Consider the following 15,969-nt stretch of genomic DNA (forward strand, 5'->3'; position numbering starts at 1 on the left):
AACTTACCTGATGGCTACTTACTAAACAATTACTTTATTTAGAGGAGAATTTCAATAAGCTTATACCTTTAGTTTATCACACTTATTTAGTGAAACCTTCTGATAAATAAAAAAAGTTAAGTCCCATTTCTCAATAGGCCTTAACTTTTCAAACATATTTTAATTATTTTCAATTAATTTAAAACTTGACCAAGGTTTTAAGAAATCTAATAAGAACAATTCATCTGCAGATATTTTCCCTACAACGTTTACGCGGCCATCATTTTTCATTTCTTTTAAAGCAATTTGAGTCTCACCTTTATACTGATCATAGCCAACATTATCAATCAGTACATCACCTTTAGTCATATCAATCGTATTATGTGCTGGGAAAGGTAAATCTTTGTATTTAATTCGTGTCATCGTTGAACGTAAGATATATTCAGAACGGTCGCCACGATAGCTATGCAAATTATTGAATAAAACTTCACGTTCATCTGCGGTAATATCTCCTGTTACATCAACTTTAACAGTTGGATATTCTGCGAAAAAGGCTTCTGACATTGCTTTTAACTCAACTTCTGAGGCATAGGCATTGGCAACTGAAATATCATCAATCAAGCCAGTTAACACAAAATGTTTAACCTGTGTACCAATTTCTAATTCACGATGATCTTCTAGCGTACATAAGCCATCTTGTGTTGGCCATGGACCAAATGATGCATCTAGTGAGTTGACAAAAGCCATCGTATTTATATTATATTTTCTAAACATCTCTGAACATCTAACAAAATGATCATAACCTAAACCAGAATAACGATGTGGGTAAAAATTGTGCGACCCCATTAAATTATTAATATTTGGAGAAAAACTCATAATATTATCAACATAACTCGTTCCTGTACTCATGTTAATTTCAATTTTAATACCATACGGATTACGTGTCATTTTTGCTTCTTCTTGACCAGTAAACCCGATATCTAAACGGACCCCATAAGCTCCCATCTCGTCAAAGAATGATAAATCGTCATAAGAAATATTTAATTGCTCAAACAGTGCTGGATTAATATCCACCATGACTTCCATCCCTAAACTATTAGCATAATCTACTACTTGTTTAAATTCGGCTAATACTTTATCTTTGTCCTCAGTAATTTGTAATAAACTTGTAAATACACGTTTAAAACCATATTTGTGTGCTAAATCTAAATATGCTTTATCTTTCTCAAATGTTGAACGTTCCGGATAAATCGAAATGCCTAATTTCCCCATGTATAACGCCTCCTAAATAGTTTAATAACTCATGTTCATTATAACAACCTCTCTTGAAATAGTCTAGATATTATAATGATATATCTTTATTAAAGATATATTTTACCCTTTTTTTATTTTCAATCTAATTTATAACTTAAAATATCAATAAAAAAGATACCTTATTATACTTTTTTTTGCTATGATAAATAAGAATAAATCAAAAAATGAGGGATAAATTATGAAAAAACGACAATTACTTGGTGGCCTTACCATCTTAACTCTAACTTTAGCTTTAACAACAGGCTGTGCTAATTTGGAAAAATTAGGTATCACCAAAAAAAATGACACTACTGAAGAAACAACAACAACTGATACAACTCAATCTAGTGAAGCTAAAATTAATTTAAATAGTTTAGTATTACCACAACTGGATAAAACGATAGCCGATAATGAGTCAGCAGTTAAAATGGTGACTTCTGAAGGAACTATGACAATTAAGCTATTTCCCGAACTAGCCCCGAAGGCTGTCGAAAACTTTATGACCCATGCTAAAGAAGGTTACTATAACAAAACGAAATTTCATCGTGTTATCAAAGACTTCATGATTCAAGGTGGTGATCCAAAAGGAACTGGTGTCGGTGGTGAAAGCATTTGGCAGGAAGAGTTTGCCCCAGAAATTTCAAACCAACTGTATCATATCAATGGTGCTCTTGCCATGGCTCGTACTAATGGTGATGTTTCTGAAAAAACACAAGGTAGCCAATTCTACATTGTTCAAAATCATCAAGATACAGCGGATGGCTTATTAATTGATGATTATCCAGAAAAAATTATTGAAGCTTATCGCAATGGTGGCACGCCCTTCCTTGACAAAGAATACTCAGTCTTCGGACAAGTCATTGAAGGTTTAGATGTTATTGATAAAATTGCCAATGTAGAAGTTGAAGCTGATGCTAGTGGTGGACAACCATCTAAACCTAAAAAAGACGTAACCGTTAAGAGCATCAAAATTATTAAAGAGGCCTCAAAACCAAAGAAAGACAGCTCTAAAAAAGAGACAAAAAAAACAACAGATGAAACTGACATGACGGATTCAACTCAGTCTAATTAAATTCAATAAAAAAACCTCGTTCTTGCTTAGAACTAGGTTTTTTATTTTTATAACATAATTTATAACGTATAATAACAGTGTAATATCTAAAGTTTTATTAAAATATTAACCTTATACCATACAAGTTTTAATATTAACGTTACACTATAAGCGAAAAGGTAAGGATTATCTCTAAAGTTTTAGCAACATCTAATAATGTATCATTGCAATACACTAGAAATTGTCTTAAAATAGACAAGTTGACTCACCTAAGCCTTGACGAGGTGAGTACTTTAAACGATTAAATACTACTAAAGAATTTGGGGGTCATTGGATGAAAAAAAGTGAAGGCTATGCACATGGTAAGATTATTCTAATAGGTGAACACGCCGTAGTTTATGGTCAACCCTCAATTGCCCTGCCCTTCCCTGCTACCCAAATAAGAGCAACTATTACGCCTAGTGAGATGAATAATCTTACAATTGAGTGCATGTTCTATAAAGGGTTATTAAACGACATGCCAGAGTTACTTGATAGTCTAAAAAAAGTGATTGAAGTATCTCTAAAACGGCTCAATCAACCAAATGCCTTTCTACATATAAAAATTGAAAGCACTATTCCTGCTGAACGCGGAATGGGATCTAGTGCTGCTGTTTCGGTTGCCACAACACGAGCTCTTTTTGACTATTATAAGCAAAAATTAAGTCGTGAAGAATTACTTGATATCGTTAATATTGCTGAAATCATTGCTCACGGTAACCCTAGTGGCTTAGATGCTCTAATGACAAGTAGTTCTCAGCCTTATTATTTTATTAAAAATCAGACACCTGAACTTATTCAACCAAATTTAGATGCTGTACTAATAGTGGCTGATACTGGGGTCACCGGGCAAACTAAGAAAGTCGTCCAACAAATTGCGACTAAACTAAATCAAACTGATGGTAGCCACTATCAAGAAATGATGACAACAATTGGAGAACTCGTTAAAAAATCTCGTCTAGCTTTGACGCATAACCAAGCAGAGGAATTAGGAGCGTTATTAACTAACACCCATTCCTTATTGTCCCAACTAGGAGCAACTAGCCCAGAGCTAGAACAGCTAGTTACCTGTGCCCTTGCTTCAGGCGCCTTAGGAGCAAAACTTACTGGCGGTGGTGGCGGCGGCTGTATGATTGCTCTAGCCAAAAATACTACCGAGGCTAAACACATCGCCCAAAATTTAACACAAATAGGAGCCAAATCAACTTGGCTTTATGAAATGAGTGACTTATCATGACAAATTTTGCAAAAGCTAAAGCCCATACTAATATTGCCCTAATTAAATATTGGGGCAAACGAGATGAACAATTATTTTTACCAATGAATAGTAGTCTCTCTTTAACCTTAGATGCTTTTTATACAGAGACCGAAGTGTTATTGGATGATAATTTAGAAAGTGATCAGTTCATATTAAATAATGACATTCAGTCCCTAACGGAAACAAAAAAAATAACTGACTTCCTTAACCTGTTTAGAAAACAAGCTGGCATTACAACCCCAGCTAAAGTAACAAGCCAAAATTTTGTCCCAACAGCTGCTGGCTTAGCTTCTTCTGCCTCAGCTTTTGCTGCCTTAGGATGTGCTATGAATCAAGTTACAAACTTAAATATGGATAAAAGTACACTATCAACTTATGTTCGCCGTGGTAGTGGTAGTGCTACTCGCAGCTTATTTGGAGGTTTTGTTGAATGGCAAATGGGGACGTGTTCGGAAGATAGCTTAGCTACTCCCGTAGATGATGCAAACTGGGATATTGGGATGATAACCGTGGCTGTTAATACTCAGAAAAAAACTGTTTCAAGTCGCAAAGGCATGAAATTAACCGTTGAAACCTCTAATTTTTATCCTGCATGGCTTGAAAGTGCCGCAACGGATTTAGTTGCCATTAAAACAGCGATTAAACAGCAAGATTTTGAACAAGTCGGGCTAATTACCGAATCTAATGGGATGAAAATGCACGGCACAATGCTTGGTGCAACGCCTCCTTTTAGTTATTGGGAACCACGTACCTTAGAAGTTCTAACAAAAGTGCGACAATTACGTGGACAAGGGTGGCAGTGTTACTTTACAATGGACGCGGGACCTAATGTTAAAATATTATGTCGTTACTCAGATTCTCAAAAACTACAAAAATTTTTACAAGATGCCTTCCCTGATAACCCTGTTATCATTTCAAAAGTCGGCAGTGGTGTCGAATTGTTAGCTAAATAATTCGATAATAGAAAGGACGAAGAAAATGATAGAAGCCAGTGCGCCGGGAAAACTATATATAGCAGGTGAATATGCTGTACTTGAACCTGGTCATCCAGCGATTTTGGTCGCATTAGATCAATTTATTACTGTAAAACTAAAAGAAGCTAAAAATCAAGGCAGCATTTGTTCAAGTTACTCCAACGGTTTGACTATTCCTTGGACTCGTAAAGATGGACAATTTTATATCGATGAACGTGAAAATCCTTTTACCTATGTCATTCAATCTGTTACGACGACTGAAAGTTATTTACAGGAACTTGGAAAAGACCTAACCTTCTTTGATTTAGAAATTGAAAGTGACCTTGATAACAAAGATGGTCGTAAATATGGATTAGGTTCAAGCGGTGCGGTCACAGTTGCAACAATCAAAGCGTTACTAACTTTTCACAATGTTACATTTGATGCTGAGCTGGTCTATAAACTTGCTGCGCTTACTCATTTGACTATTAAAAGTAATGGCTCCTTTGGTGATTTAGCTGCTAGTTCTTTTGGTGGATGGTTAGCCTATTCATGTTTTGATCGCGAGTGGGTACAAAAAAATAGAGAGACTCATTCGCTAAAAGCTTTACTAGAAATGACTTGGCCTAAACTGATGATTGAGCCCCTAACCCCACCTGACAATTTAAATTTATTAATAGGTTGGACAGGTAGCCCTGCTTCAACTACTCATTTAGTTGATTTATTAAATGAAGAAATTAGCGATATTGACCATTACTATCCTATTTTCTTAAAAAATAGTTTTGACTGTGTCTCGACAATCATTTCAGCATTTAAACAGCATGACTTTGCTGCTATTCAACGAGGTATTCGTCAAAATAGAACGCTTTTACAACACTTAGGAGCTAATAGTGGCGTTCATATTGAAACAGCTACGCTATTTGACTTATGTGAAGTAGCTGAGGATTATCATGGTGCCGCTAAATCTTCTGGTGCTGGTGGCGGAGATTGTGGCGTGGTCATCATCGATAAGTCAATTGATACGACACCGCTCATTGAAGAATGGAAACAAGCGGATATTTGTCAATTAGATTTAACTGTTCATTATGAAGTACTTAGAAATGCTTGTCTTAAATAATTTTTACTCATATTAGGAGGCCAATAGATGTCTATTCAACAACATCGCAAAGATGAGCATGTCTCTCTTGCTACACAACAATATATCGACCAACCAGAGACTGATTTTGATGCAATCTCATTTGTTCATCACTCGCTACCCAATATCGATGTTTCAGAAGTCTCTCTTGCTACTGAGTTTGCGGATATGGATTTTGATGTCCCAATTTATATAAATGGTATGACTGGTGGTAGTCCTAAAACCGCTAAAATTAATGAAGAACTCGCTATTGTTGCTAGAGAAACTGGACTAGCTATGGCTGCCGGTTCTGTTAGTGCTGCATTAAAACACTCTGATGTAGCAGAAAGTTATACTATAATTCGCAAAATGAATCCTAACGGTAAAATTTTTGCGAACTTAGGAGCTGAACATTCAGTTGAAAATGGGAAAAGAGCGGTTGATTTATTGCAAGCAGATGCCTTGCAAATTCATGTCAACGTTCCTCAAGAATTGATCATGCCTGAAGGTGAGCGTCGGTTCGCTACATGGTTAAGTTCGATTGAAAATATGGTCAGCCAAGTTGGTGTCCCTGTAATTGTCAAAGAAGTTGGTTTTGGGATGAGTCGTAAAACCATTCAACAACTTTTAAATATTGGCGTTAAAACAATTGATATTAGTGGTCGCGGAGGGACTAATTTTGCTGCTATCGAAAATTCACGACGTAAGCACCATGATTTTTACTTTGCAGAAAATTGGGGACAGTCTACCCCAATTTCGCTAATTGAGGCCTATAATCAATCTGGTGCTTGTGATATTCTAGCTTCTGGAGGTATTAGAACCTCTCTAGATATGATTAAAGCTTTTGCTTTAGGTGCCCATGCTTGTGGGTTATCTGGACAATTTTTACATCTGATCCAAGAAGAAGGTGTTGATGAAACCATTATGACTGTCAACCGTTGGGAAGAACAATTAAAAATTATTATGACCTTACTTGGAGCTAAACGCTTAACTGAATTAAAGAAAACAGATGTGATTTTACGTGATCCAATTAAAACCTGGTGTGAAGCTCGTCATATCGATTGGACTCACTTTGCTAATCGTTCCAAATAAATAAAAAAGCTCAGAGACTCATCTCCGAGCTTTTTTATTTTTCTAACAAGAATAAAACTCTATTTAAAAAAGTCTCTGTCTCTTCACGACTCTCTCTAAATTCGACTCCTCGATCAGGATGGTTACTGATGATACCATCTACATCTAATCTCAAGTAATGCTTTAAGAGCTCATCTTTATTAACAGTCCATACAAATAGCCCTTTTTTCAGTTCTTTTGCTTCTTCTAATAAGTTCTCTGTCACTGAAAATTCCTCTAATACATAAAAATTATGCAACGTATCTGGTAAATGACCAAAGTTTAGTGGAATAATATAACCAGTTTTTAAACGCGGTTCTTTGATTTTTAATTCATCTAATATTGGTTTATCTAATGATTGTACCGAAAACCAACTTAAAACTTGCTTGTCTTTTAATACTTTTATTAAGTTATCACACATGTCTTCTGATTCATAGCCATGTGGTTTCACTTCAATTAATAATTTCATATTCAGTGATTTGGCCTCGTCAATATATTCTTTCAACGATGGAATACGATCAGTAAAACCGTTCTGAACTATTTTGACTGTTTGTAATTCTTTTAGTGTCATATTTCGCACCTCTTGATCCAGGCCGGCTAAACGTTTTAAATTATAATCATGCATCACAACGAATTGACCATCTTTGGTTTCTTGAATATCCATCTCAACCATATCAGCTCCTACCTCAGCAGCTGCTCTAAGTGATCCTAATGAATTTTCAACCCCTTTTTCCATAAAACCTCGATGAGCAACAATCGTTGTTTGAGGTTGATAAACAACTGTTATCACGGACCAACTATTAAATCCAATGAGACCTCCTAAAATAAGGATGGCACTTATTGTTTTCAGCTTTTTTTTCTTAATTGCTTCATAAAAAGATTGCTGATTTTTTTTAGTGGCACACTAAAAGGCGTTATCTCTTCTCTTGTTGTCTCCACTACACCATTTGCAAGTAAAGGTTGCAATAAACCTCCCACGAAAAAAAGAACTAATTGAATTCCTGTAATGACTATTCCTGCTACTATTGGAGAAAGTTTTGGCATAATGAAATCAGTCAACATTAAAGGCAGTGTCATCATAAATATCGTGCCTGCTAACGTTGCTCCGATTAATAAAATAAGCGTGCCAATAATACAAACATTCCGCCAAAGTCTTCCTTTGGAAAATTCCCAACTCTCTTTAATCGCTGATAAAATAGTTTGAGAAGGAGTAATAACAAAAAAATAAATAACATAGAGCAGTCTAAAAGATAAATATAAAATAAATATCCCAGCTAAACTAATGAGGATAGAACCAACTAACGTCATAGACAGCTCATCCACAATAAAATCAGGTATTTTAATAGTTTCTAATAAATCTGATTGAAATCCTAGCGACACTAAAGGCAATATTAATAAGAAATAGCCTAAAAATAAGACTAGATGACTACTAAAAAAATATTTAATTTTTTTATTTAATTTTTTGAAATTCTCTTTATAGTTTGCTTTATACCCTTTCAGATGACTATCTGCCATTAAAAAATAATAGCCTAATTCATAAAAAATTGCGTATGTAAAAATTAGTAGCCATAGTAAGCCTAATATCAGTGCGCTAGGAGTGTGTAATAACGTCATAATAGTCTCATCTGTTAGTCCGACAATTTTAGCTCTTTGCAGCATTAAAATGAAAATTCCTGATAAAATCGGTAATATTATAATTGTTTTTAAACCTTGTAAAAAAAGCATACTTTTAAAATAATCTTGCCAATAAAAACGAACTCTTTTAATACTATTCGTTATTTTAATCCATATTTTATTCATCTAAATCCTCCCTCTCTATTAATATGTCTTCCTTCTTATTATAGTGAATAAATAACAAAACTACTAATTAATCACCTTATTTAATAAAAAATAAAAATTTAATACGTTACTGATTACTAATTTTTAATAAAAAAGACATTGAATCATATGATTCAATGTCTTTTTTATTAATCTTTACTAGTATTAATGGCTTCTTTTATTATCATCAATTTTTTTAATAACTTCTAAAACTCCCATAAAACGGATCTGTTCTTCGGAAGATAGTTGTGAATAATCATCTATAATAATTTTTTCATATTTATTGTAGAGCTCTTGGGCAAGTTTTTGGCCTTTCTCAGTAAAAGAAATATAATAAAGGCGGCGATCATCTGAAGATTGCTCACGTTGGATAATACCCTCGTTCATCAACCTTTTTAAAATACGGCTAGTGTAGCCTTTATCTAAATCTAATTCGCTTTCAATATTTTTCGCCGGCATACGACCTTGTTCCCACAATTCAAAAATAATACGTAATTCATTGAAATTAAATGAATCGTTTGCCATTTCTTTTTCTAAAAAAGTCAGGTAATTCAAAAAGGACTTTATGAAAGCATTAACTGTATGGGCATCTGCTTTAATCATTCTTTATAACCTCCTAATACCTTTATATTTCTATAATACTTTTATTTTGAATTAAGTACAAATAATAACACCTAAAATCAGTAAAAATTATTGCTTAAGCAACTAATTTTAGTTGCCTAAATCATGCTAAAGTCTGATGAAACTGTAAAAGAAGCTTGCTATAATAGTCTTGTATAAAAGAAAGGTGATTTTTATGGGATGTTTAGGAAATATAATTTGGTTCATTTTTGGTGGGTTTGTCCAGGGCCTATCATGGTGCTTAGCAGGTGTCCTTTGGTGTCTAACTATCATTGGCATTCCTGTTGGCTTACAATGCTTTAAATTCGCAAAAATTTCGTTTTTCCCATTTGGGAAAGAGATTTATTACGGGGGTGGGACCGGTTCTTTTTTACTGAATCTAATTTGGTTAGTCATTTCAGGTATCCCACTAGCTTTAGTATCTTTAACAAGCGGTATTGTCCTTTGTTTGACAATTATTGGGATTCCCTTTGGTTTACAATCATTTAAAATGGCTCGGCTTGCCCTAATGCCTTTTGGCTCACGAGTTATCTAAAAGCTTAGCTTTGCTAAGCTTTTTTTTGAGTCCATTCACTAACTAATATCGCATAGTAATTTTCATCCCACCAACCATTATTTACCGGAATACACTGCTTAAATTCGCCTTCTAGCCTCATACCCAGTTGTCCCATCATTTTATTAGACCCTATATTTTCAGGTTGACAAGTAGCGATAATACGATGAATCCCTAATTCTTTAAAACCATAGTCCATCAATGCCTCTGCTGATTCTGAAGCATAACCTTTTTTATGAAACTTAGGATTAAAGACCCAACCTATTTCGTAAGAATGATCTCCAAAAAAAGCGGTGAAATATAAGTGCCCTATTACTTGATTGGTTTCTTTTAAAACGACAGCATAGTATTCCTTTTTAGTCTCTTGCTTCTTTATGAAAGAAGCTACCTCCTCATACGTCATCACCTCTTCAGGTAAGTAATACATAGCTTCTTTATTTCCTAAAAAACCTAGGGCCTCCTCGCTATCTTCTTTTTGATAATCCCTAATAATTAATCTTTCTGTTTGTAATAATAACTTCATGCATTCTACCTCTTTTCATTGGTATCGTCCCCCCTTTTTAAGGAAAGCGCTTTAATTCGGATCGATGCCAAGCAACCAATAGTCTGCTTTGACTCTACCTGTTTTGTTATGTCTTGATAAAATTCTTCTTTTCTATCCATCACTAGTATAATCTGATATCGGATGATTATCAAACATTCTTTATCGTCCCTTTACTAGCAAATAAAAAAAATAAATAAAAAGTCTAAAAACAACTATTAACTAACGCTATTTTTAGACTTTTATTAAAATTGATATTACTAATTTAATAACTTAACATTTTTTAAAATACGCTCTTCGTCACTATTTGTAACCACATCTAAAATATTCATGATAAATTTTAAATACTGTTTATTATCAAATTCGGTAATAAAATCGCTAATCAAATAAATAAATGTATCCTCATTTCTAAAATTAATACTATCAGGGTTATCAGTAATAATAACATTAGCTTCACTAATATCTGAAGTGACTTTTACTACATCAGGGTTGAAAACTTGTTCAATTGAATCAATAAATAACTGTGTAATAAAAATAGAATCTAAAAATTCCACATATATTTGAACAGATTCAACTGGTTTGCTTTTTTCTAAGGTCATGGTTATAAAGAAAAATAAGGTTTTAATTGTGGATTCTTTTAACTTAACTTGATTGTCTCTAATTGAATTTCTATGACACATAAACTCATCATATTTTTCTGGCATAGACTCACTATAACTTGTTAACATCTTAAGATCCGCTTCTGTCATAATAATATTATGGGGACTAACCTCAATAATAGTCACCATCCTAATCATTTCAATGAGAAAGAAACTCATCTGCTCAATTTTTACATAGTTATATTTCCCGTGATAATATGCTATCAAATTATAACAAAACTCAACTAAGCTACCACCTTGTTGAATTAAACTGTAAGAAATACGATTTAAATCCTCTGGACTTTGCTTTTTATTATACGTACTATCAAATAATTCATAAATAAGCTCTTTATCTGTACAAGGTTCATTTTTTTCACAAATTGTCATTAAGTATGGCCGTAAGTATTCTATGACATAATCATCAATCTCATTATTCATAAATTGACTAAACGTAATATGATGCGCTGATGGGAAATATTTACAAAATTGAAAAGTCAACGCAATAATTTTATTGGCTTCACCAAAAAATTTAACGGCTTTTTTATCAATTTCAATTGTTACACCAAATAACTCTTCAGATGTCTTATTAAAATTGCCAATTAATTTATAAATATAACTTGTTGAAATATTTAAATCATATACAACATTTTCCACACTTGATTCTTCATTGATAATAAGATATTTTACTAAATGAAAAATATTTGATTGGTCTAAGAGATATTTTTTATAACTATACAAAATAATTCTTTTATAGTACGATTTTAAGGGCTCTATGTTGGTATTTTCGGCCATAGAATAAATATTTTTATTTGCTAGACTAAGACGCTCATCTGTAAAGGTATATGTTAAATTGTTATTCACCTTTAACGGAATATCACATATTGCTAATTCGTCATTGATTGCTTTGATTCTATGGGGTAGATTATCTAACTCATGACCTTTAACAGGATTTAATACCTGATTTAAAATAGCATACTTCTCTTGCTGTGCATTATTCAAAAAAATTCTTAACAAACCATAAGCCTCCTGCTTCTTTACTATTTTTATTAAAATAATTATAGCACGTTTTTTATTTGAAATAATTTTGATTTTTCGAGAAATTTTATTATTTTTTAGAAATAACACACACACTATTTTAACAAAACTCTTTTATGACAACCTTATTTATATTAATTAGCCGACTTTTTCATCAACATGTTAGATAGAAAAATTGACAGGTGACACTATGTCACCTATACTAGTACTAGTAACATTAATTCAATTGTAAGATCGATAGTTAGAAGGAGGAGTTAGATGCCTAAAGAAACTTTTTTAAATTTACCAACACACAAAAAGGAACTTATTTTGAAGGCTGCACTAAAGGAATTTTCTCAATACAATATTCATGAAGCTTCTGTGGCTAATATTGTAAGAGATAGCAATATTTCACGCGGTAGTTTTTATAAATATTTTGTTGATATTGAAGACTTGTACTACTATCTTTATCACGAAATAACTTCTCAGGCTCATGGTACGGTTATTGATGCCTTAAAATCAGCAAATGGCGATTTATTTCTTGGGTTAGAAAATTATTTAGCCGACTTAGTGACCGCTTTTTCAGAGGATAAGTATCATGATTATTTTAAAGTAGTTACGTTAAATTTAAATTATGTTACTCAACGCAAGCTTGCTAAAAAAGAAACTAATTTGAAACCTACCAATCCTGTCGATTTTACAAAACTCATTCAAACAGAAAAACTAACCATTACATCACAAGAAGACTTATTAGATTTCTTTAAAGTGTTTGTACCTGTAATCCATGAGTGTCTTAATGATTATTTTGCTAATGATTGGCGTTATGAGCAATTAATGGAAGAATATCACCGCCGCATCAAGTGGTTAAAATATGGGATATTAAAAAAAGAAAATGAATAGGAGATTTTATTTAATTATGAACAAATTAGTTAGAACCAGCGCTTTTTACACAATTTTAGGGTTAGCTCTAGGCGTTTTTTACCGTGAGTTTACCAAGATGAACGATTTTACTGGAACAACACAATTATCAGTCACACATACTCATGCCCTAGTTTTAGGAATGTTGACTTTTTTGATTGTCTTACTATTAGAAAAAAACTTTCAGTTATCACAGTTCAAACAATTTAACCGTTTTTATATTTTTTACAATATAGGTTTGTTGGTTACTTTAGTTATGTTAACTTTCCATGGTATTATGACTGTTTTAGGCAACGAGACGGGACCTGCTATTTCAGGTATCGCTGGTTTAGGTCATATTATTATGACAATCGGATTATTTTTCTTGTTTCAAAGCCTTTCAAAAGCAGTAAAACTAATTGATAAAAAATAATAACTACTCTATTTGATTGACCTTTTCACTATAAACGTTTAGCATTAAGGTATGGGTTACAAATGAAAGGGATGGTTAATATGAAGATTGGAATTGTTGGTGCTACTGGCAAACAAGGAACACTATTGCTACTTGAAGCATACAAACGTGGACATGAGGTAACAGCTTTGATTCGTAATCAAGCTAAACTGGCTTATGAAGTCCCATATATTGAAAAAGAATTATATGATTTAACTGAGAATGAGGTCGCTAATTTTGATGTTATTATAGATGCATTTAATGCCCCTACTATCATGCCGCAACTTCATCAAACGTCACTACGTCACTTAACTAAAATTTTAAAACACAGTGATGCACGTTTATTTGTAGTAGGTGGTGCGGGGAGTTTAGCTACTGATTCATCACGTACAATCCAACTTTATGAAACGCCCGACTTTCCTAGTGACTTTTACCCAGTTGCCAAAAGTATGGCTTTAGCTTTAGATGAATTAAAAAAAAGCCAACATACTACTTGGACATATATTAGTCCTGCTGCTGATTTTAGCGTTGAGGGTGACTTAACGAAAAACTATCAATTATCAAATGATGTTTTAACGTTAAACAGTCAAGGTAAGAGTTATATTAGCTATGCTGATTATGCATTAGGATTTATGGACGTTATTGAAAAAGGTGGTTATGAAAACACTCATTTATCACTCGTTTCAAACTAAAAACCAACTCAAATGAGTTGGTTTTTTTATTTATTGGTTGATTCCCGAAAAACTATTAAATAGCTTACTGATTTTTGACTGTCTTTATTTGTTTAGCTCCATCATTACTATTTTTTAGGTAAGACAATATTTTTATAAAGCTGTGCTGTTATCACATAGTATATTAAGTAAATAGCACCATATACCGCAAAAGGTAAGGCAATATAATTATATGGATTAGGAATAAAAACAGTAAACATTTTTAATCCCACTAAGACATGCACGATTCCTAACACTGCTGGAGCTAAGAAAATAGCAAATAATTCTTGATGTAAGGATTTAATTAACAAATTACGACGGACACCAATCTTATGCAGCATGTCATAACGCTTCACATCTTGATATGCTCCTGATAAAATCTTAAACATTAAACAACTAGCCAACATTGCTAAAAAGGCAATTCCTAAAAAGAAGCCCATAAACATAAAACCACTTGCCATACTTTGGATTTGTTGGTAAATATCATATTTGCTCATTGTAAAATCAGTTGTATTAAAACGTTGTTTTTCTAATTGATCAATTTTTTTGAAAATATTAGCTTGTTTTTGATAATCTTTTACTCTAATTACCTGCACAAGCTCTTCTTTCACCTCTAAACTTTCAAAATTTGATTTAGGTATGATTTGAAACTGACTATCATAAACACCGATATTAGAAGTAATGTATGGATTTAATAAATTGGAAAGTCCTTGGATCAAATTAAAATCATCATCATTCGCTACTGAATAAACATGTGTCTCATCAAATTTAGAAACTTCATGGATATTTGGTGTAAATGTCACTTCAGATCCATTGTATTCTGTTACTTTAAGAGGCTGTTTCGCAAAATCTTCCTGGATAAAATATGTCACACCTTCTTTATTTTTAGTGTGATAAACTAATTTTTCTTCAATGTTTAATTGTGATACCTGCTTATTAAGTTCCGCAGTAGGATTATAAATAACGACATCGTTCGGCGTACTTTTCAGAACATCTCCAGCAAAGTTCCTAAAAGCTTGCCCCACTGTAACTGCTCCTAGAGATAAGGCTAACAACATGCTTACTAGTCCCAGTACTCTTGCTAGAGAAGTTGCCTTAAAACTAAGTTGAGATAAGGTAAAAATCCTAATACCTTTATTACTGACAGCCCGTGAACTTTTTACTTGATTCACGACAAAAGGTACAAGGGCATTAAAGAATAAAAATGTTCCTGGTGTAATCGTAATAATCGCAATAAAAACCCCAATAATTTGTAACGTTGACATATTAATCATACAGCCATAGCCAATGCCAATTAAGATAAGTGATAATAATATTTTTACAGCAGTTCTAACAGGTTGTTTCTTACTACGTTCAGATTTAGCTTCACTATACAGTAAATCAAGGGTACTCGTTTTTCTGAATTTCACAACATTTATGATACTTGTAACAATAAATAGGATTACAAAAAATAAACTTGTGACCAATAAGGCCAGTGGTACAAATGATTCGTAAGTATTTGAAGGCAGATCGATTAATTGACTTAAGGTGCTCCCCATCACTTTAGCCAAAAGTGTGCCAATGACCGTTCCAATCAGCAGAGAACACGCTCCGATGAACAATGTTTCGATCGCAATCATCTGTCCAATTTTACGTTTTTTTGCACCCAACATCATGTACATACCATATTCTTTTTTTCTCATAGATAATAGAAAGGAATTAGCATAAAAAATATAGACAACTGTGATAATCGCAAGTAAAAAGGCTCCTAATTGAAACACAATCGTAACCATCGCAACAGTCGGAATATTTTCTTCTAAAAATTTAGTATTTAATGATAACGTTTGAAACATATAAAAAATAGCAATTGAGATGATCAGACCCATCATCAAAACTAAATAATCTTGCCAACGTTTTTTGACACTCGTTAGAGATAATTTTAACATCATA

General features: G+C 33.0%; 16 protein-coding genes. 9 read left to right on the forward strand and 7 right to left on the reverse strand.

Going from position 1 to position 15,969, the window contains the following annotated elements; translation table 11 throughout:
• Nucleotides 1–159: 159 nt before the first annotated feature.
• Complete coding sequence (locus OL234_RS06600) at nucleotides 160–1,251, reverse strand: DUF871 domain-containing protein (protein ID WP_275468454.1); 1,092 nt, start codon at nucleotides 1,249–1,251, stop codon at nucleotides 160–162.
• Between the two features lie 220 nt (nucleotides 1,252–1,471).
• Between OL234_RS06600 and OL234_RS06605 the strand changes: the two genes are divergently transcribed.
• From OL234_RS06605 to fni, 5 genes are all read left to right on the forward strand, one after another.
• Nucleotides 1,472–2,344, forward strand: a complete 873-nt coding sequence (locus OL234_RS06605) for a peptidylprolyl isomerase (RefSeq protein WP_275468455.1) — start codon at nucleotides 1,472–1,474, stop codon at nucleotides 2,342–2,344.
• Nucleotides 2,345–2,657: 313 nt separating this feature from the next.
• Nucleotides 2,658–3,599 carry a mevalonate kinase gene (mvk, locus tag OL234_RS06610; RefSeq protein ID WP_275468456.1) on the forward strand — a complete coding sequence of 314 codons (942 nt, stop codon included), beginning with the start codon at nucleotides 2,658–2,660 and terminating at the stop codon, nucleotides 3,597–3,599.
• The gene (gene mvaD, locus OL234_RS06615; protein ID WP_275468457.1) at nucleotides 3,596–4,573 is read left to right on the forward strand and encodes a diphosphomevalonate decarboxylase; all 978 of its coding nucleotides are present in this window, start codon (nucleotides 3,596–3,598) and stop codon (nucleotides 4,571–4,573) included. Before mvk ends, mvaD begins: the two co-directional genes overlap by 4 nt.
• 25 nt (nucleotides 4,574–4,598) lie before the next feature.
• Nucleotides 4,599–5,690: a phosphomevalonate kinase gene (locus tag OL234_RS06620; RefSeq protein WP_275468458.1), complete on the forward strand. Its 1,092-nt coding sequence runs from the start codon at nucleotides 4,599–4,601 to the stop codon at nucleotides 5,688–5,690.
• A gap of 27 nt (nucleotides 5,691–5,717) precedes the next feature.
• Nucleotides 5,718–6,779 carry a type 2 isopentenyl-diphosphate Delta-isomerase gene (fni, locus tag OL234_RS06625; RefSeq protein ID WP_275468459.1) on the forward strand — a complete coding sequence of 354 codons (1,062 nt, stop codon included), beginning with the start codon at nucleotides 5,718–5,720 and terminating at the stop codon, nucleotides 6,777–6,779.
• 34 nt (nucleotides 6,780–6,813) lie between these two features.
• Here the strand turns inward: fni and OL234_RS06630 are convergent, their stop codons facing one another.
• The 3 genes from OL234_RS06630 to OL234_RS06640 form a co-directional block, all read right to left on the reverse strand.
• Complete coding sequence (locus tag OL234_RS06630; RefSeq protein ID WP_275468460.1) at nucleotides 6,814–7,587, reverse strand: glycerophosphodiester phosphodiesterase; 774 nt, start codon at nucleotides 7,585–7,587, stop codon at nucleotides 6,814–6,816.
• Nucleotides 7,588–7,643: 56 nt separating this feature from the next.
• On the reverse strand, nucleotides 7,644–8,597 hold the full coding sequence (locus tag OL234_RS06635; protein ID WP_275468461.1) for a glycerophosphoryl diester phosphodiesterase membrane domain-containing protein: 954 nt from the start codon (nucleotides 8,595–8,597) through the stop codon (nucleotides 7,644–7,646).
• A 183-nt stretch (nucleotides 8,598–8,780) separates the two neighbouring features.
• Complete coding sequence (locus tag OL234_RS06640) at nucleotides 8,781–9,218, reverse strand: MarR family winged helix-turn-helix transcriptional regulator (RefSeq protein ID WP_275468462.1); 438 nt, start codon at nucleotides 9,216–9,218, stop codon at nucleotides 8,781–8,783.
• A 193-nt stretch (nucleotides 9,219–9,411) separates the two neighbouring features.
• Between OL234_RS06640 and OL234_RS06645 the strand changes: the two genes are divergently transcribed.
• Nucleotides 9,412–9,771 (forward strand): YccF domain-containing protein, encoded by a 360-nt coding sequence (locus tag OL234_RS06645; RefSeq protein ID WP_275468463.1) that lies wholly within the window; start codon nucleotides 9,412–9,414, stop codon nucleotides 9,769–9,771.
• Nucleotides 9,772–9,784: 13 nt separating this feature from the next.
• Here OL234_RS06645 and OL234_RS06650 read toward each other — a convergent pair whose 3' ends face one another.
• Nucleotides 9,785–10,312 carry a GNAT family N-acetyltransferase gene (locus OL234_RS06650; protein WP_275468464.1) on the reverse strand — a complete coding sequence of 176 codons (528 nt, stop codon included), beginning with the start codon at nucleotides 10,310–10,312 and terminating at the stop codon, nucleotides 9,785–9,787.
• Between the two features lie 278 nt (nucleotides 10,313–10,590).
• Entirely contained in the window at nucleotides 10,591–11,982 is a 1,392-nt protein-coding gene (locus OL234_RS06655) for a helix-turn-helix domain-containing protein (RefSeq protein WP_275468465.1), read from the reverse strand.
• A 279-nt stretch (nucleotides 11,983–12,261) separates the two neighbouring features.
• On the opposite strand from OL234_RS06655, the gene OL234_RS06660 reads away from it, so the two are divergent.
• The 3 genes from OL234_RS06660 (at nucleotide 12,262) to OL234_RS06670 (ending at nucleotide 14,022) form a co-directional block, all read left to right on the forward strand.
• On the forward strand, nucleotides 12,262–12,882 hold the full coding sequence (locus OL234_RS06660) for a TetR/AcrR family transcriptional regulator (RefSeq protein WP_275468466.1): 621 nt from the start codon (nucleotides 12,262–12,264) through the stop codon (nucleotides 12,880–12,882).
• A gap of 16 nt (nucleotides 12,883–12,898) precedes the next feature.
• Nucleotides 12,899–13,312: a DUF2871 domain-containing protein gene (locus tag OL234_RS06665; protein WP_275468467.1), complete on the forward strand. Its 414-nt coding sequence runs from the start codon at nucleotides 12,899–12,901 to the stop codon at nucleotides 13,310–13,312.
• 80 nt (nucleotides 13,313–13,392) lie between these two features.
• Complete coding sequence (locus tag OL234_RS06670; RefSeq protein WP_275468468.1) at nucleotides 13,393–14,022, forward strand: NAD(P)-dependent oxidoreductase; 630 nt, start codon at nucleotides 13,393–13,395, stop codon at nucleotides 14,020–14,022.
• Nucleotides 14,023–14,129: 107 nt separating this feature from the next.
• Here OL234_RS06670 and OL234_RS06675 read toward each other — a convergent pair whose 3' ends face one another.
• Nucleotides 14,130–15,968: an FtsX-like permease family protein gene (locus OL234_RS06675; RefSeq protein WP_275468469.1), complete on the reverse strand. Its 1,839-nt coding sequence runs from the start codon at nucleotides 15,966–15,968 to the stop codon at nucleotides 14,130–14,132.
• Nucleotide 15,969 lies beyond the last annotated feature (1 nt).

The sequence above is a fragment of the Vagococcus intermedius genome, assembly GCF_029144185.1.
GTDB lineage: Bacteria > Bacillota > Bacilli > Lactobacillales > Vagococcaceae > Vagococcus_D > Vagococcus_D intermedius.